The sequence below is a fragment of the Amycolatopsis sp. WAC 01376 genome, assembly GCF_003947415.1.
Classification (GTDB): Bacteria; Actinomycetota; Actinomycetes; order Mycobacteriales; family Pseudonocardiaceae; genus Amycolatopsis.
Genome location: NZ_QHKL01000003.1, coordinates 217,147 through 243,160, shown reverse-complemented (window position 1 = coordinate 243,160; position 26,014 = coordinate 217,147). Strand labels below are relative to the sequence as shown.

Annotated in this window: 32 protein-coding genes; 3 read left to right on the top strand and 29 right to left on the bottom strand. The window is 67.7% G+C overall.

Features of this window, described 5'->3' with window-relative positions; translation table 11 throughout:
- Positions 1-44: 44 nt before the first annotated feature.
- The 22 genes from DMH03_RS17830 to DMH03_RS17725 all read right to left on the bottom strand — a co-directional run bounded on the left by DMH03_RS17830 (position 45) and on the right by DMH03_RS17725 (position 18,121).
- Positions 45-278 (bottom strand): hypothetical protein, encoded by a 234-nt coding sequence (locus tag DMH03_RS17830; protein ID WP_125793159.1) that lies wholly within the window; start codon positions 276-278, stop codon positions 45-47.
- Between the two features lie 26 nt (positions 279-304).
- Positions 305-1,018, bottom strand: a complete 714-nt coding sequence (locus DMH03_RS17825; protein WP_125793158.1) for a hypothetical protein — start codon at positions 1,016-1,018, stop codon at positions 305-307.
- On the bottom strand, positions 1,018-1,353 hold the full coding sequence (locus DMH03_RS17820) for a hypothetical protein (protein WP_125793157.1): 336 nt from the start codon (positions 1,351-1,353) through the stop codon (positions 1,018-1,020). The genes DMH03_RS17825 and DMH03_RS17820 overlap by 1 nt, the downstream gene beginning before the upstream one ends.
- Positions 1,350-1,742 carry a hypothetical protein gene (locus DMH03_RS17815; RefSeq protein WP_125793156.1) on the bottom strand — a complete coding sequence of 131 codons (393 nt, stop codon included), beginning with the start codon at positions 1,740-1,742 and terminating at the stop codon, positions 1,350-1,352. The genes DMH03_RS17820 and DMH03_RS17815 overlap by 4 nt, the downstream gene beginning before the upstream one ends.
- Before the next feature lie 19 nt (positions 1,743-1,761).
- The gene (locus tag DMH03_RS17810; RefSeq protein ID WP_125793155.1) at positions 1,762-2,451 is read right to left on the bottom strand and encodes a hypothetical protein; all 690 of its coding nucleotides are present in this window, start codon (positions 2,449-2,451) and stop codon (positions 1,762-1,764) included.
- Positions 2,452-3,609, bottom strand: coding sequence for a hypothetical protein (locus DMH03_RS17805; RefSeq protein ID WP_125793154.1), 1,158 nt, complete (start codon positions 3,607-3,609; stop codon positions 2,452-2,454).
- 3 nt (positions 3,610-3,612) lie between these two features.
- Positions 3,613-3,855, bottom strand: coding sequence for a hypothetical protein (locus DMH03_RS17800; protein ID WP_125793153.1), 243 nt, complete (start codon positions 3,853-3,855; stop codon positions 3,613-3,615).
- A gap of 16 nt (positions 3,856-3,871) precedes the next feature.
- Entirely contained in the window at positions 3,872-5,008 is a 1,137-nt protein-coding gene (locus DMH03_RS17795; RefSeq protein ID WP_125793152.1) for a hypothetical protein, read from the bottom strand.
- 11 nt (positions 5,009-5,019) lie between these two features.
- Positions 5,020-5,895: a phage tail domain-containing protein gene (locus tag DMH03_RS17790; RefSeq protein ID WP_125793151.1), complete on the bottom strand. Its 876-nt coding sequence runs from the start codon at positions 5,893-5,895 to the stop codon at positions 5,020-5,022.
- Position 5,896: 1 nt separating this feature from the next.
- Positions 5,897-9,166, bottom strand: a complete 3,270-nt coding sequence (locus tag DMH03_RS17785; protein ID WP_125793150.1) for a hypothetical protein — start codon at positions 9,164-9,166, stop codon at positions 5,897-5,899.
- An 18-nt stretch (positions 9,167-9,184) separates the two neighbouring features.
- Positions 9,185-9,538, bottom strand: a complete 354-nt coding sequence (locus DMH03_RS17780) for a hypothetical protein (RefSeq protein WP_125793149.1) — start codon at positions 9,536-9,538, stop codon at positions 9,185-9,187.
- On the bottom strand, positions 9,538-9,942 hold the full coding sequence (locus DMH03_RS17775; RefSeq protein WP_125793148.1) for a hypothetical protein: 405 nt from the start codon (positions 9,940-9,942) through the stop codon (positions 9,538-9,540). Before DMH03_RS17775 ends, DMH03_RS17780 begins: the two co-directional genes overlap by 1 nt.
- Positions 9,943-10,038: 96 nt before the next feature.
- Positions 10,039-10,647: a hypothetical protein gene (locus DMH03_RS17770; protein WP_125793147.1), complete on the bottom strand. Its 609-nt coding sequence runs from the start codon at positions 10,645-10,647 to the stop codon at positions 10,039-10,041.
- A gap of 57 nt (positions 10,648-10,704) precedes the next feature.
- The gene (locus DMH03_RS17765) at positions 10,705-11,166 is read right to left on the bottom strand and encodes a hypothetical protein (RefSeq protein WP_125793146.1); all 462 of its coding nucleotides are present in this window, start codon (positions 11,164-11,166) and stop codon (positions 10,705-10,707) included.
- A complete protein-coding gene (locus DMH03_RS17760) occupies positions 11,166-11,489 on the bottom strand; it encodes an HK97 gp10 family phage protein (protein WP_125793145.1) in 324 nt (107 codons plus the stop codon). Before DMH03_RS17760 ends, DMH03_RS17765 begins: the two co-directional genes overlap by 1 nt.
- 3 nt (positions 11,490-11,492) lie before the next feature.
- A complete protein-coding gene (locus DMH03_RS17755) occupies positions 11,493-11,768 on the bottom strand; it encodes a hypothetical protein (protein WP_125793144.1) in 276 nt (91 codons plus the stop codon).
- 68 nt (positions 11,769-11,836) lie between these two features.
- Positions 11,837-12,265: a hypothetical protein gene (locus DMH03_RS17750; RefSeq protein ID WP_125793143.1), complete on the bottom strand. Its 429-nt coding sequence runs from the start codon at positions 12,263-12,265 to the stop codon at positions 11,837-11,839.
- Between the two features lie 64 nt (positions 12,266-12,329).
- Positions 12,330-13,271 carry a phage major capsid protein gene (locus tag DMH03_RS17745; RefSeq protein ID WP_125793142.1) on the bottom strand — a complete coding sequence of 314 codons (942 nt, stop codon included), beginning with the start codon at positions 13,269-13,271 and terminating at the stop codon, positions 12,330-12,332.
- A 109-nt stretch (positions 13,272-13,380) separates the two neighbouring features.
- A complete protein-coding gene (locus DMH03_RS42080) occupies positions 13,381-13,929 on the bottom strand; it encodes a hypothetical protein (RefSeq protein WP_158633095.1) in 549 nt (182 codons plus the stop codon).
- Positions 13,930-13,960: 31 nt separating this feature from the next.
- Entirely contained in the window at positions 13,961-15,112 is a 1,152-nt protein-coding gene (locus DMH03_RS17735) for a hypothetical protein (RefSeq protein ID WP_125793140.1), read from the bottom strand.
- Positions 15,096-16,616: a hypothetical protein gene (locus tag DMH03_RS17730; RefSeq protein ID WP_125793139.1), complete on the bottom strand. Its 1,521-nt coding sequence runs from the start codon at positions 16,614-16,616 to the stop codon at positions 15,096-15,098. The genes DMH03_RS17735 and DMH03_RS17730 overlap by 17 nt, the downstream gene beginning before the upstream one ends.
- Entirely contained in the window at positions 16,616-18,121 is a 1,506-nt protein-coding gene (locus DMH03_RS17725; protein ID WP_125793138.1) for a hypothetical protein, read from the bottom strand. The genes DMH03_RS17730 and DMH03_RS17725 overlap by 1 nt, the downstream gene beginning before the upstream one ends.
- Before the next feature lie 153 nt (positions 18,122-18,274).
- Between DMH03_RS17725 and DMH03_RS42075 the strand changes: the two genes are divergently transcribed.
- The gene (locus DMH03_RS42075) at positions 18,275-18,427 is read left to right on the top strand and encodes a hypothetical protein (protein WP_158633094.1); all 153 of its coding nucleotides are present in this window, start codon (positions 18,275-18,277) and stop codon (positions 18,425-18,427) included.
- Between the two features lie 380 nt (positions 18,428-18,807).
- On the opposite strand, the gene DMH03_RS17720 is transcribed toward DMH03_RS42075, so the two are convergent.
- The 3 genes from DMH03_RS17720 to DMH03_RS17715 form a co-directional block, all read right to left on the bottom strand.
- A complete protein-coding gene (locus DMH03_RS17720; protein WP_125793137.1) occupies positions 18,808-19,458 on the bottom strand; it encodes a galactosyltransferase-related protein in 651 nt (216 codons plus the stop codon).
- A 45-nt stretch (positions 19,459-19,503) separates the two neighbouring features.
- Complete coding sequence (locus DMH03_RS42070; RefSeq protein WP_158633093.1) at positions 19,504-19,647, bottom strand: hypothetical protein; 144 nt, start codon at positions 19,645-19,647, stop codon at positions 19,504-19,506.
- 65 nt (positions 19,648-19,712) lie between these two features.
- On the bottom strand, positions 19,713-20,723 hold the full coding sequence (locus DMH03_RS17715; RefSeq protein WP_125793136.1) for a glycosyltransferase family 1 protein: 1,011 nt from the start codon (positions 20,721-20,723) through the stop codon (positions 19,713-19,715).
- A gap of 54 nt (positions 20,724-20,777) precedes the next feature.
- Between DMH03_RS17715 and DMH03_RS17710 the strand changes: the two genes are divergently transcribed.
- Entirely contained in the window at positions 20,778-21,470 is a 693-nt protein-coding gene (locus DMH03_RS17710) for a hypothetical protein (protein ID WP_125793135.1), read from the top strand.
- Positions 21,471-21,558: 88 nt separating this feature from the next.
- On the top strand, positions 21,559-21,939 hold the full coding sequence (locus tag DMH03_RS17705) for a hypothetical protein (protein WP_125793134.1): 381 nt from the start codon (positions 21,559-21,561) through the stop codon (positions 21,937-21,939).
- Here the strand turns inward: DMH03_RS17705 and DMH03_RS17700 are convergent.
- The 4 genes from DMH03_RS17700 to DMH03_RS17685 form a co-directional block, all read right to left on the bottom strand.
- Positions 21,920-22,480: a hypothetical protein gene (locus DMH03_RS17700; protein ID WP_125793133.1), complete on the bottom strand. Its 561-nt coding sequence runs from the start codon at positions 22,478-22,480 to the stop codon at positions 21,920-21,922. The genes DMH03_RS17705 and DMH03_RS17700 overlap by 20 nt on opposite strands.
- Before the next feature lie 174 nt (positions 22,481-22,654).
- Positions 22,655-23,179 carry a hypothetical protein gene (locus DMH03_RS17695; RefSeq protein WP_125793132.1) on the bottom strand — a complete coding sequence of 175 codons (525 nt, stop codon included), beginning with the start codon at positions 23,177-23,179 and terminating at the stop codon, positions 22,655-22,657.
- A 470-nt stretch (positions 23,180-23,649) separates the two neighbouring features.
- Positions 23,650-25,377: a phage/plasmid primase, P4 family gene (locus tag DMH03_RS17690; protein WP_125793131.1), complete on the bottom strand. Its 1,728-nt coding sequence runs from the start codon at positions 25,375-25,377 to the stop codon at positions 23,650-23,652.
- Positions 25,374-25,709, bottom strand: a complete 336-nt coding sequence (locus DMH03_RS17685) for a hypothetical protein (RefSeq protein ID WP_125793130.1) — start codon at positions 25,707-25,709, stop codon at positions 25,374-25,376. Before DMH03_RS17685 ends, DMH03_RS17690 begins: the two co-directional genes overlap by 4 nt.
- Between the last annotated feature and the right edge of the window lie 305 nt (positions 25,710-26,014).

The following is a 26,014-nucleotide window of genomic DNA, read 5'->3' as shown; positions in this document are numbered from 1 at the left end:
AAGGCCCCACCCTCCTGCCAAGGAGGATGGGGCCTTATCGCTGTTCAGCGCTTGCGGGAAGTCTTCGGCTTGCCGCCGTCGTCCTCGGCATCGGTGTGCGCCGCGACGATCCCGGCCTCGGCCGGGGCGTTCGCCAAGGCGGCCTCATCGCCCTTGAACTGCTCGACGATGCCAGCCTCGGCCGGCATGTCCACCGGCTTCGAGCCGTTCGCCCACGCGGCGTTATCCGGGTGAGCGGGATTGAACTGGGCGCTGGGGTGATACTCCTGCTCGCTCACGGGCAGGCTCCTTTCCTTATGCGGTGTCACGCCTTCACGGCGAGCGCGGCCAGGACCCGGTCGAGTTTCGCCGCCAGTTCGGCCTGCGCCTTCTCGACCGCGGCGAACCGGCTGTCGTGTTCCTGCTTGAAGTCGATGGCGTCCTTGTTCGACGCGCGGAGGAAGTCGACCGCCGTGAGCTTGATGTGCGGGTACTTCTTGGATGGGAAGCCAGGGAACCCGGCCTTGACGTCCTCGGTGCCCGTGAGCTGGCCGTAGATCCGCTTGAGCATGAGCTTTTCGTCCGGGGTCAATTCGTCCTCCTGGTCTGATCCTGCGGGACCGAGATGCCACGCTGCTGCGAGGTCGCCGATGGCCCCGGCCTTCACCGAGAGGTGAAGGTGCTTCCTGTGATCGTTCTCGCCCTCATACGGCTTCCACCCCACGCCGGGCGTCCAGATGCGGTCCCACCAGATGATGTACCTGATCCGGTTGTCACCCGACGCGATCAGCGCGGCGGCCAGCCAGTTGCAATCGAGGCCGCCGCCGAGATCGTGGGTGAAGTCCCGGGCGCACACCTGGCGGGCGCCGTCCCAACGCCGGTAGTTGTTCGGGTTGTGTTCGGAGGCCCGGCCTTGGTGCGCAGAGTCGCCGATCCCGCCGTCGCTCGCGGTACTCCGGTCCGGCGCGAGCGCGTTCAGCTGACGCCTGAGTACCTCCAGCGATTCAGCGATGTACCAAGGGAAAGGCCACTGCGCCATCACGGCACCTCCGGCAGGTAGAGCGGCGGCGGGTCGACGATCGTGCCGCCCAGCTGACGAAGCTGGTCGACGACCTGTTCGTCCCAGCGGTGATGCACGCGCAGCACGTCGTCGTGACGGCGCTGCGTGGTCCTGACCTCGCGCAGTTCAGCGCGAACTTCCCGCAGGTCGTCACCGAGGTCCTTATTGGACTCGGCGGCGGTCTGGATCAGCACGGCAGCGGAGTCGGCGTTGACCTTCCGGGCATCAGCCCGGCTCTTGACGAGATCGAAGATGGCCTTCGCGACCGCGCCTACACCGCCCGCGCCGCCGAGCCAGGTCAGAAGTTCGTTCACCGCAGCGCCGCCTTTCTCGCACTCGAGATTTGCCGCGCCCGCCACGCTGCGGCGATGGCCATCGCAAGCAGGAACAGGCAGAACGCCAACGCCCTCACGCCGGTCGTGCCGAGGCCCCAGCACGCGTAGGCGAAGCCGACGCCGGCCAAACCGGTGAGCCCGGCGCGTTCGAGCAGCACGCCGCGCACGGTGGCGGCCCGGATGATTCCGGTCAGTGCCACCGAGCACGTGATGAGTCCGATGGCGAGGAACACGTGGCCGAATGGCGGCGGGTAGCCGCGCAGGGTCGTGGTGGCGACCTTGTCGAACATCGACAGTGCCACCGCGCAGTACAGGCCGAACGCGGCGACGATCAGTGTCTCGAACGGATTTCGGGTACTCGTGATCACGAGCCACCCCCTTTCAGGTTCAGGTGAGCCAGGACGCCGCGAACGCTTTCGACGTGCCCAGCATCGAGACGGGGGTGACCGCGACGGCCGAGCTGGCGCCGCCGGACACGACCCGGGAAAAGATGTCGACGCCGATGGAGTTGCCGATCGAGGTGTCGGGCACCTGCACGGCGTATGGGCCACAGGTGGTCAGCACGCCGGGTGCGGTCGTCGTAGACGCAGGCGCCGTCACGGTCGGGCTGGTCCAGTCCCACCCGGTTACCGAGTCGGTGATCTTCACGTAGCTCTCGACGACCGAGGCCGCTCCCGCACCGCCCCACGAGTTGTTCATGCGCCACTGGGCGAGGAAGCAGCTGTTGAGTTGCTGCGCCTGCCCGGTGTAATAGGAGACGAACGAACCACCGCTGTTGAAGATCAAGCCGGGGTTCGTCGGGTACATCGGCACCTGGATGAACGGCTGCGCGAGCCCGTAGCCCACGTCAGCGTCCGATCCGAGCACCAGCTTTCCGGTGCCGTCGAAGACCTGCACCACCGCGCCGTCGGCGCTGGCCCGGGGCACCACGGCGAAGTCGACGACCCCGCCGTGTGAGACGACGAAAGGGAACTTCGACTGCCGGGTCAGCTCGTCCACGGTCTGCTGGAGGTCTCGGAGCTGGTTGATCAGGTAGTCCAGCGATTTCGGGCGCTCGATCGGCTGGTTGGCGACCACTCAGGACCCCCTCACCGCTTGGAGCTGGTGCAGCACCTTGTCCCGCTCGGAGGCATTCGACACGCCAAGAATGCGGTAGGAGTACTTGCCATTGCGCAGCCAGTGGTGGTCTTTCACCGAATAGTCGGCGAAGTGGCCGGGCAGGTACGAGCCGAGCCGCGGTTCCGTGTCGGCCAGCACTGTGGCCTGCCACTGCTCGGGTTGTGAGTTGTACAGCGCCACATCGGCGGAGGCCCATCCGTCCAATGTGGCCTGTTCGGAGGCCGAGGTGTGGCCGGAGTCGACCATGTCCAGCATCGGCCACCCCGCCGAAGTCAGCGACGTGTCGGTGGCGTAGCCGTAGAGCTGACCGGCCTCGTTCCCGGTGCCCTTGACGAAGGAGGTGTTCGCCTGGTTCGAGCCGTCACCGGCGATGGTGAGCTTCACCAGGTTCGACCGGTAGTCGAACAACACCGGCACGCCGGGCTGCACGAGGTACGCGTTCCCGATCAGCATCCGGTGCCGGATGTAGCGGAGCCCGCCGATCACCGTCAGGTACGGCTGGAACAGGACGTCAGGACCGCCGTCAACCTGCGTCAGCTCCTGGAGTCGCTGACCGGCGAACGCCATCTCGTAGCCGTGGTAGGTCCGCGTGTGCGTTCCCGTCGCGGTCGGCGTCGGCAGGTCCAGCGGCAGCGCCGAGCCCGCTCGGTAGGTCATCGACGTGGCGTGGTCGGCGATCTCCCGGGCGATGTTCGGCAGGCTGTCGTTGATCGTCAGGTCAGCCGAGGCGTCCGTGATTCGCTTCGCGCCCGGGTTCCACGCCCTGTTGTGCAGCGCCCGGCGATTCAGCAGTTCCCAGAAACCTTTGCCGGACACCGTATGCACGGGCCTGTCGTCGTCCGGCGCATACGGGACGATCGGCCCGGCCTGGCACACCGTGTCAGAGGGAACGCCTCGCCCGCGCACGATCGCGACGGAGAACCGCCACGGCACGCACCACTCTCGCACCTTCGCCGTGCGCTCCAGACCGTGCAGCGGCACGGTGATCTTCCAGCCGCCGACGTCGTTGATCCGGGCTGACCATTCCGGATCAGTGGTCAGGTCCAGTTCGAACAGGACGCGGCCGGTGACCGTGTCGTAAGCCAGCGCTGTGTACGCGCGCTCGGCGGCGGCCACGGCCTATTCCTCGGCCACGACGTCGAACTGCACGGCGAGATCGCCGGGGGTGATCCACCACGTGGTGATCCCGCCGGGGCCTTCGACCACGCCGTCGCCGATGTCGATCGGCCCCATCGACGGGCCGTAGCTCAACTGGTTGACGTTGACAACCTTGGCATTCGGAAACCGTTCCTGCCACTCGGAAAGGTTGCTGCCGGTCCACGCCAGGAAGCGGTACTTCGGAATCACGGGAACCCAGCTCATCGACTTCTCCGTTCTGTCATGCAGCGGCCTGCTGTTTCCAGATCTTGAACATCGGATAGCGGGTGGTGTAGCTGTTCGCCGTCGCGCTGCCGGAGTAGTACCAGGCACAAACCTGAGTGCCTGCGGTCAGATACACCGATCCTGAGACGTGCACGTCGCCGTACCCGCTCACCGACGATCCGGGCAGAATCAGCGTGGAGTCGCTGTAGGTCGTGCCGGTGATGTGCATCGCGTCCTGCGCCGCAGCAACGGTTTTCCGCGCCTGCGCGAAGAACGAGTACACGCCGTCTGACCCGATGGTCCACGTGTTCGTCCCGTTGAATGTGATCCCGTTGCCCGCGACCACTGCGGTAGGGAAGTTCAGCCGCACGGCGCCGCCGTTGGTCAGCGACTGCGCGGCATTCGCCCGCCATTCACCGCCGATGTCCGAGCCGAAGCGGATCTTCCGCCAGTTCCCGGCGCTGTCGCGCACCTCGAACGTGTCGGTCGCCGGGTTGTATCGGGTGTCACCGACGTTGCCCGCGGTGTCGCTGTCACCTTCCATCAGCGCGCGGGTCGCGCCGATGACGCCGACCGAGCGCCGCAGCCGGGTCAGCGTGATCACTCCGCCGGTGGACACCTGCGCTCGCGCGAGAGGGATACCGATCCCGCCGCCCGTGGTGGGGAAGCTCGTGTAGACACCGAGGCTGTTCGCCGTGATCGGGTCCACAGGTACCGCGCCCGGCGTGCCGGTGATGATCTCGATCCGGCACGGATTGCCGTCCGGCGATGTGTCGCCCTGCGTCGAGTCGTACCAGCGCATGACGACCAAGTCGTTGCGCGGGTTCGAGGCGGGCGCGGGGTCGCACGTCACCGACGCCGCCGCGAGCAGCCAGCCCTCGTAAGGGCCTTGGCCGGACCGGTGCGCCACGGCCGAGCCGGGCGCCACGCTCATCGTCAGCCCGGACGTGACCGTCACCAGCAGGTCGGCGAAACGGGTGTTCGCCGCGTCCCACGTCGTCGGCACGACACCGGAGCGCGTGCCGTTCATCGGGGTCGCGTCGTTGTTCTGGTAGACGCCCTGGAGCAGGGCACGACCCTGGCGGGCGTTGTTGGCGCGCGAGCCGCCGGGCATCGCTGACCAGAAGCCGGTCGCTGCCGCGTTGGTGGGCATCAGGCCCCCTCTCAGTTGTAGGCGTATTGCCAGGTGGCGGTGACGGTTCCCGCGCCGGTGCCGGAGAACTGGACAGTCACCTGCCCGCCGGGCGGGATCTCGATCCATTGGGCAGAGGCGAGGAACCCAAAACGGTCGACGCCGTTGAGCGCGACCGAGCGGGTGAAGGGGCTGGTGTCGATCACCAACGTCTGTCCGGCCTCGACGGTGCCGGTGTAAGCGATCACGTCGCCGGTCGCCGGGTTGGTGAATGTCGGGTTCGTCAGAGGTCCGACGATGGTGAAGACCGGCCACGTTGGCGCGGTGCCGAGATTGTTCAGCGACAGCACGCCGCCGTTCCCGCTGGTGCCCCAGTCCAGGCCGCCGTTCGCCCAGTCCAGGCCGCCGGTACCCCAGTCGAGGCCGTCGGTCGCCGCGCCGCCGACGGTGAACGGCCCGGCCGTCTGCACAGCTGTGTCGAGCCAGCGCGGATCGGCTGCGTAGAGCGGCAGTTGCCAGTCGAAACCCTGTGCATCCGCCCAACCGTCGAGCTTCGGCGCATCCGCGTCCAACTCGACCAGCAGCTGCCGCGCCGAAATGCCGTCGGACTTCACGAGCGCGAGCTGCGCACCGTCCGGGAACAGGCCGAGCAACCGGTCTCGTGCTGCTGCCGCTCCCGCGAAGTCCGGTGCTTGGCACCAGCCTCGCAAGGTGTCGGAGCGGGCCGCCGAGTACGAGCGCGCGCGGTATGCACCCATCCCGAACGGCCGCTCCGTCACGTGCAACTTGCGGCCTGAGCCGCTATTGAGCGTCTGTGCTGTGACTACCCACCGACAGCCGAAGTCGTCGTCCACATTGGCCGACCAGCCACCGATCGAGTACACCGGCAGGATCACCGAGGTAGGCACATCAGCCTCCCCTCATGGCCCAGCCGAGTTCCGCCGAGACCGCCGCGGCTACGGCATAGGGCTCCATCGCGGCGGTGTGCACGGTGATGTGGTTGGTCACCCCACCGCCGGCCACCGGCGTGCGGCCCATGCGCGCGTTCGTCTCGTCCAGCAGCCGCTGTGATCGCGCCGAGCGCGGGTCAAGCGGGATGTAGGACTCGGGCACGCGCATGTTGTCCCCGACGACGCGCCATGTGTTCGGCGGCACGATCTGCGCCATCGACGACATCGGGGTCAGGCCCTCGAAACCACCGCCCGCGAAGAACTTCAGGATGTTGCCCTGCGCGTTCGGGACCCTCGGCCCGTTCAGGCTGCCGCCCCCGCCACCGCCTGGCGTACCGACGGTGATGGTGCGGATGTAGGCAGTCCGGTCTCGCGCGGCATGGTTGAGCGCTGCCTCGGCCGCCGCCACATCTGCGCGGGCATGGGCTTCAGCCCATGTACCGTCGGCCTGCTGCTTCCAGACTCGCACCGCTCCTGTGGCCGGGTTGATGTCGGAGAACGTCCGGGTGATGGCGCCCGTCGCGTCCGTGGTGGCCTTCCACTGCCGTACCGCTCCGGTGGCCGGGTCGGTGCTCGTGTACGTGGTCGTGTTGCCGACTGTGGCCGTGGTGACGTTCTTCCAGTTCGTCACCGCACTGTCCGCCGGATTCGTGTTGGCGAACACGGTGGCGGTCGCGTCACTGTTCCCGACGTCGTTGAGCAGCTTGGCCGCCGCCGCCCTACCGGGTTCGGTGTCGGCGAAGACTCGGAACGTTCCGTCCGGCAGCTTCACGACCTTCATGCCCAGCTCGCCGAGCGCACGGATCGCCGGGTCGGTCAGCGCCTTGACCGCGATGCCCTTGTTGTCCGGCACAGCGGCGAGCTGCGACCGGATGTCCGTCAGCTGCCGCTGGGTCTCGGCGTCACCTTCGAGGCCCAGTTGCGTGATCACCTTGTCCGGCAACATCCCGTAGTGATCGAGGATCTTCCCGATCTGGGTGTCGTTCAGGCCGAGTTGCTTCAGCTGCGCGGCGAACTCGCCGCGCATGCCGGTGAGCTTGCCCTTGATCTCCTCCACCGGCGTGCCCGCGTCCTTGAGGGACTGGGCGTAGGCGGCGAAGTCGGTCGCTCCCTTCTGCACGGTGTCCTGGAGCTTCGACCCCGCGTCGGACACGGTGTTGATCGCGCCGGAAGCATCCACGAGATCCTTCGCATGGCCCGGGATGTTGGCGCCCTTGAAGGATTCCCCGATGCCGCGCAGCCCGTCGTTCCACGCCTGCAACGCTTCCTCGACGCTCGGAGTCTGGCCGGAGAGCCGCAGCATCACGTCGATGATCGCCTGGCCCTTGGCTGCCACGTCTCCGCCGGTCTGGTTCAGCGTCTCGAACGCGGCCTCCAGATCCGCCGAAGCGGCCTTCGCCGCGTACATCGCCGGGGGCATGCCCCGTGCGGCGATGGATTCGATCTTGCGTAGCCCGGCTTCCAGCTCGGCCGCCTTGCGTGCGCCCTCGGCGGATGCCCCGGCCTGCTCGTTGATCGCGCGGACGTTCTTCAACGTCGAGACCAGCTGCGCCTCTTCGGCGTCCGACAACTCCAGCGACGCCATGCGCCGCGCGGTCATCGCGTCGACGGTGTCCTCTGCCGATCCGCCTTCCTTCACGTAGGCGTCCGCCTGGCGCAGGACCATGTCCAGCACGTCGCCACCGACCTGGTGGGACTGGACGAGGTTGGTCAGGTAGCCACGGAAGCTGTCGTTGACGGTCTTGAGCGCGTCCGCCTGGCCGAAGCCAGCCGCTGACACGGTGCCCATCGACACGCCCAGCCGCTCGTTCGAGTGGAACGCGCCCTTGTCCGCCAACGCTTTCAATGCGGTCTGCCGGACGTTCTCGCCGATGACGCCGTTGTCGCGGCGGTACGCCTCGGTCATGTCGTTGACCGCCTGCGTGTGCCGCGAGGCACGCTCGGCAGCTTCGGCCTGCTTCTGCCCGAGGATCGAGAGCAGCAGCCCGAACGCACCCACCGCCAGGGTGGCCGGGGTGAACCCGCCCGCCAGGCCGCCGAGGAAGGTCGTGAACTTGTTCCCCGCGCCCTGCGCGTTGCGGACCTGGTCCCCGATGCCCCGGAACCCGGCGCCGACGTCCACACCGAACCGGTTCGCGATCATCGCCGCCGCAGTCAGTGATCCGGCGAACTGGCCGATCCCCGGCGGCAGCATCGACAGCAGCGACACGAGCAGCCGCAGCATCGACACCGCGCCGACACCGGTGTTGGTGAAGCCGCCGAGGAACCCGATCGCCGCCGAACCCTGCGCGGTCATGTCGTTCAACGCGCCCGTGGCCTGATCGACCAGGACGTACAGCGACGACAGCGGGCCCGAGCTTCCGCGCGCGAGGTTCGCGAACAGCGTCCCGAGCCGCGCTTCCAGCAAGGCGACCGTCGAGCCGAGCACGACGAACCCACGCTGCGCGCCTTCGCTGCCCTGTGCGGCGTTCGCGAAGAACAGGCCGAGCCCGGTGCCTGCCTGTGAGGCGAGGCTGTGCAAGCCCTTGAGGGCCGGTTCCGAGGCCTTGACCGCGGTGACCATCCCGGGCATTGCGTTCTCGGCGAAGTCGGTCACCGAACCCGTCAGCTCGCGCACAGCGGGCTTGGAGGCGTTCACCGCGCTGTGGACCTGCGGCGCCAGCCGGTCCCATGCCTGCCCAGCGTGCCCCAGCGCCCCGACGATGTCGTCTTCCAGGGCGCTGCCCATGCTGGTCACGTCGTCGAGGACGCCGTTGGCCATGCGTTTGGCGGCCGCCTGCACCTGGTCCGAGGACGAGGCCGCGTACACGCCGAGTGCGGCGAATCCGCCGGCCACCAGCGCGAGCGACGCCGTCGCCCCGGCCGCGCCAACCGCTGCGGCAGCAGGCAATCCGACCGACAAGCCGAGGAATTTCAAGGCGTCGAACTGCGCGTTAGCGCGCCGCGCCGAACGGCTCAGCTCATCCTCGGCGCCCTTGCCCGCTTTGCGCGCGGAGTCGCGCGTGGACTTCTCGTCGACCTCCGGCCGTAGAACCGGCTTCGTCTCCCGCTCGATCTTCTCCTTGATCAGGCGGGTGTTCTTCGGGTCCTTCAGCGCCGTGTCGAGCGAAACAGGCTTCTCGCCCTCGATCTTCGCCCGGATGCGCTTCTCGTCGCCGGACGTTTCGTCCTTCAAACGGACTTCGACGTAGGCGCCTGCCAGTTTGAAGTCGCCACCAGGTGCGGTCACCGCGTGCCCCCTCCCCGGTCAGCCGAAGTCGAAGACCCCGGCTTGGTTCACGCCCAGCGGCCCGTATTCGCGGGTCTTGTTCAGCGCCTTCAACTCGTCGGCGGTGTGCGCACGCACCGGCTCCGGCGGCGCGTCAGCGGGCCGGGTTTCTGCTTGTGGCGCGGGTATTGCGGACAGCTCGGCGTCGCGGCGCAGGGCGTGGCGCACGGCGCCGTCGTAGAGCGTCAGGCGGACCATGCGCGGCAGGAACACCGACGCGGGCAGCTGGTCCAGCTCGTCGACACGGTGGAACACGGACATGTCGCTCAACACGTCCTCGATGTGGGCGAAGAACCAGCCCACCGCCGACAGCCGCGCGTGCCAGGCGTCCATCACGCTTTTGGGCCGAGAACCCCATCCGGCAGAATCCGGTCCACCAGCGCATCGAGCACGGTGCGCATCTTGGACTCGGTGACGGTCTCGCACTCGACCAGCGCGTTCCACGCCTCCGGGGTCAGCAGCTTCTCCGCCGCGAAATGCAGCGACGCCGCGCTGCCCTGCTCCACGGCGATCCTGTACGCCTGCAACGACCACGACGGCGGGACCCGCTTCGGGATCGTGTACGTGACGCCGCCGATGGTGAACAGCGGCTCCCGGTCGGCGATCAGGGCGTCGATTTCGGCCTGCGCTTCGGCGTCGTCGAGCACGACACCGAGATCGGCCTTCGGCTTCGTGGGCGTGCTCTTACGCGGTGCGGTCTTGCGGGTGGTCGTCTTGCGCGGGGTGGATGCGGCCATGAGGTGGTCCTCCTGACAGGACAAGGAAAAATGGGGGCAGCCCCGCCCCGCACGCCGTCAGGTGCGCGCGGAACGAGGCTGCGTCTTGGGGATGGATCAGACTTCGTCTTCGTCGATGACCCGGATCGGGCTGATGGCCTCGGTGACGAAGAACGCCTGGAACTCGGCGGCCAGCGCCTGCTGGTTCGCCTTCTCCCAGTTGAGCGCGGTGTCGCCCGAGGGCAGCGACTTCCGCAAGATCGCACGCCGCTTCAGCGACACCGAGCCGTCCTCGACGTCCGGGCCGAGACCGTCGACCAGCAGCGTCCGGTACGGCGCCCGGTTCGCGGTCTGCCCGGCGTTGAGGTCCGACACCCGGTAGTTCGAGCCGGTCGGGCCCGCGGTCATGTTCCACGCGTAGGCGAGGTTCGTGCGCGTCATCTCGGCGAAGTTCACCGTCGCCTTGATGTCGCGGTCGGTCAGCCTCGCGCCGAGCTTGTCGACGAGCTGGTCACCGGTGAGCGGCGTCCACGTCGGACTGATGCTGACGTTCGTGCCGCCGAGCGTGATGCCCGTGTCGTACCAGGCCGACGCGGCCGGGGCGATGTTGATGTCCGCCAGCGCGGGCTCGTAGGACAGCGTCGGGTCGAAAGCGAAACGATAGATGTAGAGCCGGGCGGGCCCCATCACCAGGTTTCCCGGCTGGAGGCCAAAGGTGTCGGCCATGATCACTCCAAAGAGGACTGAGGGCCTTGTGGCCCGAAAGGTTGGTGGTCAGTCCCCTCACGGGGTGCTCTTGGCGACCGGAACCCAGTTCAGAACCAGATCCAGGGCGTACACGGCGTAGTCGCCGAAGTCGCCATACGCCCGCCTCGGTTTCCCGAGGACGTAGGCCGTCTTCACGACGGCGTTCTCACTGCACGCGGTCAGCGGCACGAACCACGGCTCCCGCCGGTAGGTTCCCGCCTGCACGCTCAGCGCGAGGTTGCGCGCCTTGTTCCACGGTGGCGCGTCCGTGCCCGGTGTGGTCGCCCACCCGCGCACGTCCATTACCGGCGACTCCAGCCGGAACTCCGGCACCGTCGAACCGCCGGCCACCGCCACGGTCACGAACCCCGATGTCGCCCAGGCACTGGTGTCGCGGGGAAGCGTCTCTCCGACCATCCCGGCCGAGAACCCGTCCAGTTGCGTCAGCCAGGCCAGCGTCACCGCCTCGTCCGAGGCGTACAGGAACGGGGCCGTCATCACGCACCCCGCCGTCGGTAGAGCGCCGGACGCAGGTACGGCTGCGGCGGCACCACGTCACCGGTGAAGACGGTCTCGCCGTCCGGCCCGGCGTACGCGACCCGGTGGCCTTCCTCGACGTACAAGGCGTAGTTCAGCTCCGAGCCGATCCGGGCGGTGTCGCCGTTGATCTCAGCCGACAGCGATTCCCGCAGGTGCCCGGTATCCACTGGAACCAGGCGCTTCGCGTCGTCGAGGACTTCGCCGACCAGGCGGCCGAACAACTCGCGGACGTCGGCGGTGATCTGCTCCCGCCAGTCCGGGGTCTCGCGGTACTCCGCCACGGCTCACCCCCCGTCGTCGCCGACCCGTTTGAGGTCCAGTTGCACGTCCGGGACACGGCCTGCCGTGCGTGGGCGCGTGACGTTCTGGACCAGGTACAGCACGCCGTGCGTGTCGTCTTTGAGCCGGTCGCCGGTGAGGATGTCCGTCGTGGACGGAAGCGCTGCCTTGGCGACGCGGACCACGCGCGCGGTCTGCGTCGCCGGGTCCCAGACCCGGGAGTCGCGTTCCTCGATCGCGGCGAGGACGCCGCTGGCCGCCGGAATGAGGTTGTTCGGCACCGGATCGCCAAAGTCCGACGGCGTGGTGCCCCGGTAGATCGATGCCCGGCACGTCGCCCGTGCCCACATCAGATTGTCCGCCAGGTGCCAGGATCGCCGTCGTCATCGCCGTACACCTCGCGCGGCCCGTCCGAGGTCTCGCCCGAGGCCCGGACGTGTAGTGAACCGGAGCCGAGCCAGGACACGCGCCGCAGCGCCTGCGCCGCGTGCGGGGCCAGAGTCAGCCAGGTCTCGGTGCCCTGCGTCGACTGCCCGCCGCCGGTGGACGTGATGTCCTGCCGCTCGAACTGGTCGGGCTGCGCGAGCTGCCACGCGGCCTGGTAGGCCACGGCGAGCTTCAACCAGTACTGGTCCCGGGCGCCGATCCGGTCGGCGTCCACCGGCAATCGGCCGGCGTAAGTGTTGATCACGGCCTGCGCCGACAGCACCTCGTCTTGGTCGACGGTGGCCTTGGCGTAGGTGAGAACGTCGGCCACGGTGGCCCAGGTGTCCGGCATGACGCCCTCCTTCCGGAAACGGGGCCACGCAACGAGAAGTCGCGCGGCCCCATCACGGCCTCGGTCAGTTCTTCACCAGCATCGAGAACGCGCCGGGCGCGCCGACCGCGAAGGCCTTGCGGGCACGGAAGTACAGCAGGTTCTCGTCGGTGTCGACGCCGATTCCGGTGTCGGTGTCCTGGAAGTTGACCGCCAGCTCACCGCCGGTGCGGTGACCGACCTGAAGGAACTGCCGGTTACCGAACACGATGAACGGGAAACCAGTCGGGGTGGCCGAGCCAGCGGCGGACGTCTTGGCGCCCATCGACCACTGGAGGTCGTAGCCGAACAGTTTCGGCGTGCCGCCCTGGCCACCACCGGCAACGCCCGCGGTCGACTCGTTCAGGATCGGGGCACCGGTGCTGTCCTTGATCCCGCGCAGCACCTGCTTGAACGACGGGTGCGCGATCACCACGGTCTCGGCCTCGTCGAAGAAGTCGCCGACTTCGTACAGGCCGAGCGACGCCGACAGGTTGTCGTAGGTGATCCCGCCCGTGCCCGCCAGCGTCAGGTTCGCGTTCGCGGTGTAGCCGGTGGTCGCGTCGGCCTGGGTGAGGACGTAGTACAGCGAGTCGAAGCCCCACCCGCTGGTGCCCTTCGCCGCCGTGATCCCGAGGGTCACGTTGTCGAACAGCTTCGCGAACGAGGTACCGGCGTCGCCCGACTTGGTGTCCACGATGGACGCCAGCGAGTCCTCCATGTCCTCGGCCTGCACGACGACCTTGCCGCCGAACTTGTCGGTGTTGAGCAGCACGGAGTCGTTCGGGCTGCTGTCGGCCGGAGCCGAGGTGGAGCGTGCCCACCGGCCGATCACGACGCCGCCCGAGCGCGGGGTGTACTTCGTGTTGCTGCCCATCGGCACGGGGTGGCCGAAGCGGAGCACCGCCGAGGACTGCTTGACCTTCTGGATGACGTCGGGGTTGGTCTCGATCGGGATCCAGCCCGCCCCGGTGAAAGCGACAGCCATGATGGCTCTCCTTTTCTGTTGGGATTAAAGGGAAAGTCACCGCTTCCCATCACGGGTGCGGTTGGACGCCCTCACGGGCTGCTCATGGTTCTGGTGTGGCGGGCTCGGATCAGCCGCCGTAGCGGGCGGCGATGATCTCGCCCGCCGTCTTCTCGGTGGCGGCGGTGGTCTTGCCGCCGGGAGTCAGCTTGCCGGGACGCGGCCGCTCGCCTTCGCCCTCGGTCTTGAAGAACTCGGGGTACTCGGCCTTGACGCGCTTCACCTCGGCGTCCAGGCCTGTGATCTCGCCCTTGTCGTCGATGTCCAGCTTGGACACATCGAGCAGGCCAGCCAACGCGGCCACGCGTTCCGTCTTGGCGTCGGCTTCCAGCAGCGCCGACTTCGCCGACGCCTTGATCGCCGTCGGCTTGTAGAGCGCCGTCGCGGCCTCAAGCGCTTCGCGCTTGGCCTTCTCGGCGTCGGTTTCGTTCTTCTGCTCCAGTTCCTTGAGCTTGACGCGGCGGCCAGCGGACTCGGCGTTCACACGCGCGAGTTCGGCCATCTTCGCCTCGTACTCAGCCTTCGTCGGAGGCGTCCACTCGGCCGGAGCGGGCTCAGAGGCCGGAGCCGGTGGGGCTGCGGGCGTCGGGTCCGGCGTAGGGGTGGGGTCGTCAGCCATCTCGGCATCTCCTCGTGTCTGCCCTCACGGGCTATCTGGTGAACCGGCCGCGCTTCACGGCCCGCTCGGCCCGCGTCTTCACCGACGCGGGCACCCGCCACCCAGAGGGCGCGGGCGAGTTCTTGCCGGACCCGATCCGGGCCAACAGCCGGTCGGCGGCGGCCAGGCGCACGTTCTCCGATTCGGCCGGCAGTGCGTCGCCGCGCAGGATCGACCGCTCGGCCTCGCGCCGCAGCGCCGCCGGGAGGTCGAACGCGGCAGAGGACTGGGCTGCCGCAGCCGCTTTGCGCGCCGCGTCGACGGCCGCCTGGTCGCCGTTCGCCTGTGCGTCCTTGATCGCCTGCGCCCAGTCGTGGGTCACGGCTCGCGCGGTGGCCTCGTCGTGGCCGAGCCAGGGCGAGACCCGGCACCGGCAGTACGGATGCCGGGGCGGCCGCTCCAGCTCGATGTCGACGAGTTCACCGGCGGTGTTGTAGTCCTTCGGCTGGTACGCCTTGGCACCGAAGGTCAGCCGCCAGTCGAAGACGTCGCCGGGCTCGACGACCTGGCCGGACAACGCGAGGCACGCCACGCAGGCATCCCGCTCGGCGATCCACAGCAGGCGGCCGCCGATGTGCTTGGCGGCGTCGGCCAGGCCCTCGTTCAGCTCAGCGTTCGTGACCGTGCGCGCGGCCCGCTCGACGAGGTTCCCGGCCTGGTCGGCGACGGCCAGTTGCCGGTTGATCGTCTTGAAGCTGCCGCGGTTCAACGCCTCGACGAGGTCAGCCGCTTGTGCCAGCTTCGCCCGCGCCGACGTCGTGGCTTCGTCAATGTGCCGTCGTGTCTCCTCGCGAAGCCAAACCTCGAGATTTTGCTGTGGAGCACCCGCCTCGATCAGGCCCTGCGAGACGCCGAGCACCCGGGCCCGCTGCGCGAAGTCGAGCAGCACGGGCGCCGGGTCGATCTCCACGGCACGGAGACGGGCGGCCACCTCGGCGGTGTACGCGTCGAACTCTTCGCCGGACCGCAGCCCGCGCGGCGCGCCGAATCGCTTCGACCAAGCCACGTGCGCCCACGAAAGAGCTGCCTTCAACGCCTCACGCACCGGCCAGGCAGCGGCCAGAACGGCCGCGTCCTCCAGCGTCAGGGCTTCGCCGTCGTGCTCGACGATGACCGCCGGGATGACGCTAGCCGGAGCCGTCATCGTCCGGGCCCGTCACGTCGCCGACCAGCTTCGCGATCACCTGCTGAACCGTCGCCTGGTCCATCAGCCCGGCCGCGACAGCCGAGGCGAAGTCGCCGACCGCGTCGCCGAGCTGGGCCAGCAACGCGATCCGCTGCGGAAGGCCGCCGTCGCCGTCTTCCATCCACCGCTTCACGTCGTCGGGCTTGTAGCCCAGCTCTGTCAGCGACTGATCGACCGGGACGCCGATTTCCTGCTTCTGCTTGGCCTGTGCCAGCTTCGTGGTCTCGTCCGTCGACTCGATCGGCGCCCACGCCAGTGTCACCGGCGCGTCGTCGTGGCCGAGGATCTTGAGAACGAACCGGTAGAACGCCCGCCACGTCGGATCGAACGCCGTCTTCCGGCGGCCAGATTTGTTGTCCAGCGGTTCGTTCGCTGTTTTTAGCGACTCGCCGCTGGGGATCTGACCGGTGCGGTCGAACAGGTGCAGCGGCGTCTTCGACACCACCGAGCCTTCACGCAGGTACGCCGCGCGAGGGTCGAGGAACACGGCCGCGGTGGTCGGCTCCAGCTGCTTGACGTCGCGATAGCCCTCCAGGTCCCAAAACGAGCCGGGTTCGCTGGAGAGCTTCGACTTCCGGTCACCGGTCGTCGAGCTGGTGCGCTGGCCGTCCGGGCTGGCGAGGAACTCATCCTCGTCGAGGTCGTCGACCGGCGACGGGCCGGGCGTTCCGGCGTCACGCAGGCCAAGCCGCTGCGGGAGCGTGTTGAAGTCCACGCCCGCCATGTGGCTGATCTCAAGCTTTAGCAGCTTGTTTTGCGTACCGATGAAGCACTTGTGCTCCGGCGTGCCGTATTCACCCGGCAAGCCGGTGCCATGGAAGTGGAACACCGGGAAGCCGTAGGGGTTCTCCTCGACAGCGTCGCGGTCGTCGGCCTCGTACGGTTTGAAGTCGCCCGCCCGGCTCGACCGCGCGCCCTGCGAGATGTAGTGCTCGATCCGGTCGTCGTACAGCAGATCCACACGAACGCGCTTCGCACCCAGTGGCGTCTTCACGGTCCACTTCTGGATCGCGACACGCGGCGTGCCCGGCTGGTCCTCGTCGTACAGCACCCGCATCGCCTTCGGCGAGTGCACCGAGATCAGCACCTTGCCCGGTACCGGCTCGCCTGCCGCGTCGAGCACGGGCCAGGCGGACAGATACGAGTCACCGAGCTGGAGCGCCCGGCGCATCACCGCCGGCCGAACCAGCGCCATATTGTTCGCCTCGTCGACGTCGGCGATCAGCTTCGTGCGCGGCTCGGTGTCGCTGGTGATTGCCTCGATCGTGAGCTTGTCGGCCACGGCGTCGATCACGACGTCGCCCATCAGGGTCTCGAAGCTGACGCCCTGGTTGCGCAGCAGACGCCGCACCCGGCGGGAGGTGAACACCTCTTCCACCGGACCGTCGCTGTACGCCTTCGCCGTGTCGTAGCCGTCCTCTGCGCCGCGCATCGCCTCCAGGGCGTCGTCAAGATCTGACATCAGGCAGCCCCCTCACGTGCGCTTGCCCGCTGCGGCGGGGCATCGGTTTTCAGGAACACCTCGACCCCGGTGCCGACGGCGTCGACGAGGTCGTCGTGCGCGTCGAGCGGGAACTTCAACATCTGGGCTTCGAGGCGGTGCAAGCGTTTCTCATGGAAGACGCGGCCGCGCTGGTATTTCGCCAGCAGCGATCCGGCGCGGACTTCCTTCGGCCGGTCCTGGTGGACGGTGCGGACCTGGACCGGCAAGTCGTGCAGGATCGCCAGCCACGTATCGCCGCCCTGGTTCGTCTCGACGACGACGCCCGTGATATCCGGGTATTCGTTCAAGATCTCCAGCACGCGCAGGCGCAGCTTCTCCCCCGGCGGGATCTTCACCTGCTGGGCGAACCGGACCACGCACACGCGGTCCGGGCCCGGCAGCGTCGCGCCGATCACCGCCAAGGCGGTGAAGTCGCTCTTCGCCTTGGTCGTCACGGCCGGGTCGATCGACAGCAGCTGCCGCACGATCGGCAGATCCGCGCGGTAGACGAAGTCGTCACCGGACCAGAACGCGGTGTCCGCGGCCATCGGGTCGTTGCGCATCTGCGACTGGAACGAGCGCGTGTGGCGGACCGTGTTGATCCACGCCATCGTCCAGCGCTCGGGCCACAGGCTGCGCTCGGTGCCGTCCTCGCCGGTCTGGATGACGTCGTAGTAGCGCGGGATGAACCGCTCGTCGTCGACGTAGTCCGGGTACTGCTCGCCGCGCTGCTTCGCCGCGATGTCGTCGATGATCGCGCCGGGGATGGCGACGGTGCCCGCCATCGTCACCGAGGCGAGGTTGTTCATCGGCAGAATGCCCGACGTGATCGTCTTGAGCCGGGATTCCTTCTGCGTCGGGCTGTAGTTGCCTTCGGTGCCCTCGACGTCGTCCAGGATCAGGTGATCCGGCCGCCGAGTGCCGATCTTCAAGCCGAGCACCTGCGAGTCGATACCGCGCGCGGTGAACACGAACCCCGAGGCGGCGACGTACATGTGCTGCGAATCCGACACTGTGGTGCCCGAGGGGCGCCGGGCCGGAGTGCACAGCTTCGGGAAGTCCGACCGCAGCAGCGCGTTGTTCTCCAATTCGCGTTTGAAGCTGCCGAGGTGGTCGGTGGCCTGCGTGTCGCTGTTCGCGAAGGCAGCGATGAACTTGCGGTGCCCGTGCGCGGCGAGCCACATCGGGATGATCAAGAACCACCAGGTGCTCTTGCCGAGTCCGCGTGGGGCGATGATCGCGTCCCGCAGGGCGCCTGGTTCGAAGGCGGTGATCGGCGCGACGTAGCGCTGGGCCAGCTCGCACCATTCGAGGTGGGCTTCGCTGAACGTGATGTTCTCGCCGGTCTCCTGTGCCCGCAGGTGGTGCGGGAGGTAGAGCACGGCGAACAGCAGCGGGTCCATCTCGGTCAGGACACGGCGGCCCTCGGGCAGCGCCAGCAGCCTCTCGTCGAGGCTGGCCAGGTGAGCGTCGAGATCGAACATCGCTCACCTGCCCATGCCCTGTGCGGAACGCCACAGTGATTGGCCGAAATTCCGTAGTCCTGTCGAACCGCGCTTCTCAGCAGCCAATACGCGCAGAAGCGGGCAACGCTCCTGCGGCGCTCAGCGCCCGGCTCGGCTCACTCAGGAGCAGCAATGTCGGACAACAGGATCGGCCTGGCGATCATCGCCAGCTACATCTCCACCGTCGGGTTCATCATCGGCAGGTCTTACCCCGAGAACGCGATCGCGTTCATGGGCGTGGCGACCATCCTCGTCGCCGTGATCGTCACCAACGCGGAGGAGTGAAGGATATCCGCCGTCCGGGCAGCCCACAGCCGCCCGGACGGCGGGCCGCTCCACGCCCCGCTCGTGCGCGAGCCTGGGCCGACGGCGCTCCCCCGCTCCGCAGGGGAGCCTCATGGCGAGGATTTGTCGTAACAGACGAAGCAAGATCGACGACTTACGTGCACCCACAAAGGAGTGATCACATGTCTGTGGAAGTTCACACTGGGAACGCGACACACACCTTCGAAGCGGGCACGGACGTTGACGTGCACAACGAGGGACATCTGTCCGTCAGAGGTTCCGGCGGCACGGTCCTGGGCATTTTCGCGCCCGGCAGCTGGTCGTCAGCCACGAAGGGCGGTGTGGCGACAGTCAAAAGGAAGACGCCAGGACAACCGTGATCATTTGCCCGAGCGCACCAGCCACGTGTCGTGGAACAGCCGAACATTCGGGTTCTCCTGCGACAGGTCGTGGTGCGTCTCCGGGTGCCAGAACTGGATCAGCGGCGTGCCGGGGTATGTCTGTGGCGCTGCGCGCGGGACGTCCCGCTGGAGCCGGTACCAGAGGTCGACGTCCTCGTAGGCCCAGCCCTCGTACCGCTCGTCGAAGCCGCCGACCTTCTCGAACGTCGCGCGGGTGAAAGCGATCGGGCCGACGCACGGCGAGGCGAACCGTTCGCCGAACCCGGCGGCGACGTGTCCGCCACCGCCCTCGATCCAGCGTGCTGTGTCCTCTTCGGACAAGCCCACACCTCGGTCGAACAGCAGCGTCCACGGCTGACGGTCCAGCTCGGCGGCCGCCCATCGAACTGTCGTGGTGCACGGCAGCATGTCCGCGCCGAAGCACACGAACCGGTCGTACCCGGCCGGGGCGAGCCGCACAGCCTGGTTGATCGCCCGGCCTACGGCGAACTTGCCGCGCAGGGTGAACAGCGGGTCGGCGGCCACGATCAGGTCGCAGCCGCTCTTCTCCCACAGGGCGCGGACCTTCGTCCACACGCGTTCGCGCGGCCCGTTGTCGGTACCCCAGGGCACGATGACTGCGACCGCCATACGCCCGTCCTCCAATTCTGAAGAGCTGGAGGACGGGCTTATTGGCTAGTCCTTCAATTCCACGTAGTTGCCGGGCGCGACCTTGGTGAACTGGCTCTGGCAGGCACTGCAATGCCACCAGCCGCCTCCGGGCACATCCATACGCAGCCAGACGATTTCGCCTTCTCGGCACTTCGGGCAGATATCCATACGGGGACGGTAAGACCGCTAGGCCGTAACTTGACCCCAACGTATGTCGGTTCGTTACACATAACTCAGCTGTAAGCCGACTCCCACAGACCTACGTTCGCCTCGATGGTTCGGCCGGCGGCCCACTCCCGAGCCTCTTTCCCGAGCTGCTCGCGCGCCTCGGGGTTGTCGACGAGGTACCGCAGGTGCTCGGTCCAATCGCTGGCCTTGCTGGCCAGGTGCGCGACCGGGTCGGCGTAGCCCTTGAGCACGCGGTACGGCGACCCGTGCCAGCCGGAGACGATGGAGGGGATGCCGAGCGCGGACATCTCCACCAGCGCCAGGTCGCTCTTCGCCTCGTTAAAGATCGACGGCCGCAGCGGGATCACGGCCAGGCCGAAGTCGACGGCGCGCAGGAAGTCGCCGACTGCTTCGTGCCAGCCGGTCCACCGGGTGCGGCCGTGGTTGCTGGCCACCCGGGACGTGTAGTCGGCGCCCATCGCGTGGAACTCGACGCGGCCTCGGTGCGCCGGGTGCTGAAGGAAGGCACGCAGCGGCCGGGCCAGCTCGCCGAAGTCACGGTTGTGCGACAGCCCGCCGCGCCAACCGATCGTCAGCAGCTCCGGGTCCGGGGTAGCAGGCTTCTCGTGGTCAAGCAGCCAGCCAGGCACCTGGTTGGGCAGCACGTGGATCGCGGCGGTGGCGTTGATCGAGCACGCGTAGTCGGCCAGCCGGTCCGTGGTCACCGTGATCACGTCGGCCACGGCCATGTTCTGGTGGTATCGCTCGACAGTCTCGCTGTCGTAGAACCCGGCGGCCTGCCGGTTGGACGGGTCCACGGCGGACAGCAGGTCATCGGTCTCGAAGACGAGCTTCGTGTGGCCTGCGCGGGCGAGCTTCTGCCAGGTGACCGAGGCCGCCTCGTTGCACACCCGCTGCCCGACGACCACATCGCATTCCCCGGCGTGCACCTCGGCGGGGACCACGCGGCCGTCGGCCATGACGTCATGGCCGCGGTTCGCCAGCTCGGAGCCGGGCAGCAGGGCGCGGTAGAAGCCGCAGCCGGAGTAGTCGGCGAGCCAGTAAAAGATCTTCATGTCGCCCCCTTGTCGTTCATGCGCGTTCGCATCGAGGGGCGGCATACTCGCCCGGTGAATGACAACTGGCGCCGTTGGGCGGGAGCTGCTGGCACTGCGGCGATCATTGGAATGATCACGCTGACCGCGTTCAGCATCGCCTTCAAGAAGGGCACCGATTGGTGGGCCGCCTGGGGCCAGTGGGTCGGCGGAATCGGCAGCATTGCGGCTGCGGCGGTTGCCGTTTGGATCGCCGTCGTGGGGTGGCAGAAGTCCGACGCTCAGTATCGCGAGAAGGCCGAGCAAGACCTTGCCTCGAAGTTCGGGGCGTGGATCGATCGCGAAGATCTCCTGGCACCGAAGGTCATGGTGGCCAACACTGGCCCGCTACCCATGTACGAGGTTCAGCTGGGCTTCGACTTCCCGCATCCGGGGAAACTCACAGCCAACTTGGACAAGGGGTCACCAGCCCGCATGAAGTCGGTAATCAGGATCGACACCGTCGGTCCGCAGCCCGAACCATACGTGCACCTCTACGCAACGGAGTACCTAACGAGGTACATCAGTGACCTGGCCGAGGACCACCTGGGGCGGGAGGCACTCATCAGGGTCCCGGGGGGCCAGACGTTGCTGTCTAAGGTCGGGGAGAGCGCCGCCCGCAACATCGTTCCGTTCGGCTGGCTGGAGGTGCATTTCTCTGACAGCAACGGACAGCGGTGGACCCGGACACACGAAGGCAAGCTGAAGCCTTGCGAAGGATGGTCATGATCTGCCCGCCTGGTGACGCTCGCCTTCCTTGCTCCGATCGTGATCAGCACAAGCGAAACGGCTGGACGCCGACGCGCGACGTACCGGCATGACCGAGAACGAAGAGCCGCTTGCCGACACCGATCACGACCTACGCCACCTGAGCGCGGTCGCGTCGATGGCGGGCATGAAGGACGAGCAGATCTGGACGGACGCCCTGGCCGAGTGCGTCCGCAACAACCAGCCGTGGACCCTCATCGCCCACGCGCTCGGTATTTCCAAGGAGGAGCTGCGCGAGCGCTTCCGGCCAGTCCCGGGCATCTATGCCGATCCGCAGACCGGCAACGAATGGCACGTGCGCAGCGCTGACCGGATCATCATCGTGATGCCTGGCGGCGGGCAGATGCCCTATGGCGACAGTCCGGATGAGTTCGTGTGGTTCGCAGCCCGAGAGCGACTGGAGCTGCGACCTAACCAGCCTCGCCGCTGATCTCGCCGCGCCGGGCCTCGTTCCTCTCCCGCGCCTGCCGCATCAACTCGGCGACGTCGGCCGGCACTTCGGTCACGACGGCGTTGAGGTTGCCCTCGATCTTCTGCGCCATATCGGCGCCGGTCAGCTTGGCGACCCGCTCGTTGATCCGCAGCAGCCGGTCCACGGCGGCGAGGTGCGCCGAGTGGTCGCGAACTGGCTCGCCCGTCTCGGGGTCATAGACCACACCGCCTTCACGGCCCGCGGTGACGGGCGCGGGCATCAGCTCCAGCTTCGCCAGCACGACGCGCCGGGCGTCCTCCAGCTGCGCGAGCAGGACAGCCCGGTACTCCTCGGCCGGACCGGCGACGCGCTCGATGGCTTCGGCCGAGATCAGGCCACGCACCGATTCGTGCGAGATGCGCTCGCCCTCGGCGGACATGATCGCCGCGACAGCGCGGAGACTGTGACCCGCCAGCGACAGCTCGAAGGCACGCACCTGGCGTTCGGCCCTGGCCGCGACGGCGCCGGAGGCTTGATGATTCGTTCCGCCGCTCGACATCGCCACCACCTCCGACATAGAGGAAGCCCCCGAACACCGACGCGTTCAGGGGCTTCACGGGCCGTCGTCTCGCCGTTCCAGGAACCCCCGAGCGGGCAACTGGGATCTTCGGGCACGACGGTGCCTCGTGCTGAAACGTACGCGACCGCGACAACTAATGCAACACGGGTCGCATTAGGCCGCAACTCCTGCCGCTGCGTCGATCAGGGCCAGGACGTCCGCGAGCCGGTAGCGCCCATACGGATCGGCACTGATTCGCCCTCGGTGCCGCCAGACCCGCACGCGACCAGCGGACACCGGGGTTCCCCAGGTGCGTGTCTCCTGCTCGATCTCGACGGGCGTGAGCCATGTGGTTTCGACGTAATCCCGCGCAGCAGCAACGGATTCCGCGCGGTCCATCCACTCGCCGCAGGCGGGGCACTGCGCGGCCACGCGGTCGAACTCGCACACGACCGGCGAGCCGCACTCGCACAGTCCGAGAGGAACCCGCAGCGGCCGCTCGATCCGCGCCATGGCGGCCGCCTCCAGCTCGAAGTACCGCGGACCGGCAGCGCCAGCGAGCGCGTCACGCAGCTCCAGCGCGTCGAGGTCGATCGGCGGCGCCGAGCCGAAACCGGACTTCGTGCCGATCGCTCCCGGCCGAGAGGTCACCGCCTGGCGGGCGACGACGTGGTCCAGCAACTCGATCAACTCGGACATCGTGACCTCCCGACCAGCAACAACATCGCAAGATCAGCATAACCGACGTTCCTGTTTAGACGGTTACGTCAAGGTGCCAGTGTCAAGCAGTACCGCACGAACCCCGCCGGCCACATGCCGACGCGAGCGGGCCTGAGCGGGTTGTGAGCGGGTTTGCCCAGACGACGATCACAAAGTCTCCGCAGGTCAGAGCACGGAGGCACGCGAGGTGAGCGGGTTGAGCGGGTTTTCGGCCGTTTGCGCCCCATAAGCAGTAGCCCGCTCCGGAGATTCTCGATAGGCCTGAACCACTCAAAACCCGCTCAACCCGCTCACCTGGTCGCAGAAGTGTGCTCTGACCTGCGGAAACCGGGTGAGCGGGTTGTGCGGCAAACCCGCTCACAACCCGCTCAAACCCGCTCACCCCGCACCCAGCACAATGCCCCCGGACGCCGTATCGACGGCATCTCGGGGGCATGTGCTGGGAACAGTCAGAGGACGGTGCCCCCCGCGTGTTCGGTGGCGACCAGACGTAGCCCGGTGCGCGCCTTGACGCGCTTCGGGCCCACCTGACGCGTGGTGAATCCGCGGTCGGTGAGACCGCGTCCGAACGCTGTCAGGGTGAGCCGTTTGTCGTCCTTGATGCGCGCGTAGTCGCACCAGTCATTAAAGGCGTCCCAGAGGTCGCCCATGGGCGTGATGTATTCGGCGTCTTTCTCGGTGGCTTCGGACAGCCACACGTCAATGGGCGACAGGTTATCGCGAAGCCGCATAGTTGCGTCAACAACAGCGTGGGGGATGTCATCGATTCCCTCGGCCTGATAGAGGTTCCAGCCTTCGATGAGCCAGGCAAGGACGGCTGAGCCGTGTTCGCCGCCCAGCCGCGCCTCTTTGGACGTGTCTTCTTTTTCGATGGTATCGCCGCAGGGGATGGCGATGAGGCGGGTCCAGAGTGCCTGGTCGGCGCCCACGATGGTCGGCGGCTTGTTGCAGGCGATCCATCCGGTGAATGCGGGAATCCGCTCAGTGAACTCGTCGGAGCGCATCCGGCGCGCTTCTTGTTTAACGTTGCCCGCCAAGGCCTTGATCTCGTCGGCGTACATGACCCAGCGCTCTGGCGGGTCGTCGGCGTGGATGATGCGCCGAGGCAGTGCTTTGAGAATGTCGGGCCTGGCGGCGTCGGTCTGTTTTCCGGCGAACAGGCTGATGGCGAAGGGACCGGCATAGTCACCGAGTACTTTGCCGATGACCTTCAGGAGAGTGCTTTTTCCGCTGCTGGTCGGCCCCATCAGGAAGATCAGTTTGCGCTTGTTGTTTTCCCCGAAGAGCGAGTACCCCATAAGTTTTTGCGCATAGGCGCGCGCCTTGGCGTCGGGGATGACGTGCGCGACGAAGGCGTCCCACTCGGCCGAGGTGGCGTCGGGGTCGTAGGCCGCTTTGGCCACGCGGGTGAGCCGGTCGGCGCGCCGGTGCTCGCGCACCGTGGCGGTCTCGCCCAGTTCGACGGTGCCGTTGGCGACGGTGAGCAGCTCGGGCCGGGCGTCGAACTGCTCGGCGTCGACGGCAAGCCCCTCGGAGCGGGCGAGGGTAAGCGCGTTGGCGATCGTGCGCGCCTTCTGTGCGTCACGGGCGAAGTTGCGCACGGCCTTGGCGTGAGCCTCGCCGCTCTTAACCTTGGCAGCGGCCGCCTCCTTCGTGACCTCGTCGGCCTGAGCGGCGTCTTCGGCGGCGACCTTGGCCGCCGCCTCGGCCCGGACGACTTCGCGGGCGAGCGCGTCGACAGTGCGCACGGCGAGCCCTTGCGCGAGGTGGTCGCCGTTGTCAGTGCGCCAGCGTTTCCCGTCCCACGTGGCCCAGCCGCCGAGACTCCTGCTCCACGCGAGGTCTGCGCCGTGTTGGTCGGCGATGCGTCGGGCGAGGCCCAGTTCGGTGAGTGCCCGGTCCTCCATGCGACCGGCGATCATCGTGAGCACGGTGGCGGGGTTGCGCCCGGCGGTGGCGGGATGCAGCGGTGCGAAACGGGCCCAGTCGTCGTTGGGGATCTCGTGGTAAGCGAGGTGCGCCAACATCCGGCGGAAGCCGTCAAGCTGATCCTCTTGTGCGGCGAGCAGGTGAAGTCGGTCGGCGAGGTCGTCGAGTGCGCCGGGGCGGGCCAGGGTGCCGTATCCGGGCACGGTGACGGCGTTCGCGGCAGCCCGCCACTGGTCGATGGTGGTCACGGGGTCACCCACTTGCGTGCCGCAGCACCGCTGACCGACGTCCAGTTGTCGAGCACGACGACGCGGGGGAAGTCGTCGGGGTCGTCGGCGTCGGTGGCGCAGTACCGGCGGCGTATCCCGTAGTCCTCGGTGGGCTCGATCTCGGCCCATGAGTCGATGAGGTCGCGGGCGCGGCCGTGGAGAACGTCTTGAAGGGCGAAGTCGGTCAGCTCGTGGTGAGTGAGGGGCCGTTCGTAGCCTTCGCCGCCGTTGTCGACGAGGGCACGGAAGTCTTCGGCGAGGACACGCCGGATAGGCAGGTTGCGGGCGCAGCTGTGGTGCCAGCTCGGCATCTGGCTGCCGTTTCGCTCCAGGTGACAGCCGATGCACTTGGAACGTTTCCCGGCAGGGTGGCGCGCCATTGTTGCCTCAATTTCTCGGTCGAGAGGTCCATCAACGAGGCGCAACACGCTAGACTCGTTACGACCGCTACTTTTCCTGCGAGCTGGTCCCCCGCCGCCCCGGATACCAGCCGGGGCGGCGTTCTTGTCGTTGGTCACCTGGCACCACCCTTTAGAAGTACTGAGAGTTTCTGCTTCTGCGTCACCGAGAGGGGCGGTGCGGCTGCGAGGACTTCGGCGATGCGCGCGGCCAGCCG

Excerpts from the sequence above, each read along its gene's own strand:
- DMH03_RS17825 (WP_125793158.1), bottom strand. The coding sequence starts at position 1,018 with ATGGCGCAGTGGCCTTTCCCTTGGTACATCGCTGAATCGCTGGAGGTA.
- DMH03_RS17800 (WP_125793153.1), bottom strand. The coding sequence starts at position 3,855 with ATGAGCTGGGTTCCCGTGATTCCGAAGTACCGCTTCCTGGCGTGGACC.
- DMH03_RS17795 (WP_125793152.1), bottom strand. The coding sequence starts at position 5,008 with ATGCCCACCAACGCGGCAGCGACCGGCTTCTGGTCAGCGATGCCCGGC.
- DMH03_RS17780 (WP_125793149.1), bottom strand. The coding sequence starts at position 9,538 with ATGGACGCCTGGCACGCGCGGCTGTCGGCGGTGGGCTGGTTCTTCGCC.
- DMH03_RS17775 (WP_125793148.1), bottom strand. The coding sequence starts at position 9,942 with ATGGCCGCATCCACCCCGCGCAAGACGACCACCCGCAAGACCGCACCG.
- DMH03_RS17770 (WP_125793147.1), bottom strand. The coding sequence starts at position 10,647 with ATGGCCGACACCTTTGGCCTCCAGCCGGGAAACCTGGTGATGGGGCCC.
- DMH03_RS17765 (WP_125793146.1), bottom strand. The coding sequence starts at position 11,166 with ATGACGGCCCCGTTCCTGTACGCCTCGGACGAGGCGGTGACGCTGGCC.
- DMH03_RS17750 (WP_125793143.1), bottom strand. The coding sequence starts at position 12,265 with ATGCCGGACACCTGGGCCACCGTGGCCGACGTTCTCACCTACGCCAAG.
- DMH03_RS17745 (WP_125793142.1), bottom strand. The coding sequence starts at position 13,271 with ATGGCTGTCGCTTTCACCGGGGCGGGCTGGATCCCGATCGAGACCAAC.
- DMH03_RS42080 (WP_158633095.1), bottom strand. The coding sequence starts at position 13,929 with ATGGCTGACGACCCCACCCCTACGCCGGACCCGACGCCCGCAGCCCCA.
- DMH03_RS17735 (WP_125793140.1), bottom strand. The coding sequence starts at position 15,112 with ATGACGGCTCCGGCTAGCGTCATCCCGGCGGTCATCGTCGAGCACGAC.
- DMH03_RS17730 (WP_125793139.1), bottom strand. The coding sequence starts at position 16,616 with ATGTCAGATCTTGACGACGCCCTGGAGGCGATGCGCGGCGCAGAGGAC.
- DMH03_RS17725 (WP_125793138.1), bottom strand. The coding sequence starts at position 18,121 with ATGTTCGATCTCGACGCTCACCTGGCCAGCCTCGACGAGAGGCTGCTG.
- DMH03_RS42075 (WP_158633094.1), top strand. The coding sequence starts at position 18,275 with ATGTCGGACAACAGGATCGGCCTGGCGATCATCGCCAGCTACATCTCC.
- DMH03_RS17720 (WP_125793137.1), bottom strand. The coding sequence starts at position 19,458 with ATGGCGGTCGCAGTCATCGTGCCCTGGGGTACCGACAACGGGCCGCGC.
- DMH03_RS42070 (WP_158633093.1), bottom strand. The coding sequence starts at position 19,647 with ATGGATATCTGCCCGAAGTGCCGAGAAGGCGAAATCGTCTGGCTGCGT.
- DMH03_RS17715 (WP_125793136.1), bottom strand. The coding sequence starts at position 20,723 with ATGAAGATCTTTTACTGGCTCGCCGACTACTCCGGCTGCGGCTTCTAC.
- DMH03_RS17705 (WP_125793134.1), top strand. The coding sequence starts at position 21,559 with ATGACCGAGAACGAAGAGCCGCTTGCCGACACCGATCACGACCTACGC.
- DMH03_RS17700 (WP_125793133.1), bottom strand. The coding sequence starts at position 22,480 with ATGTCGAGCGGCGGAACGAATCATCAAGCCTCCGGCGCCGTCGCGGCC.
- DMH03_RS17695 (WP_125793132.1), bottom strand. The coding sequence starts at position 23,179 with ATGTCCGAGTTGATCGAGTTGCTGGACCACGTCGTCGCCCGCCAGGCG.
- DMH03_RS17685 (WP_125793130.1), bottom strand. The coding sequence starts at position 25,709 with ATGCCGAGCTGGCACCACAGCTGCGCCCGCAACCTGCCTATCCGGCGT.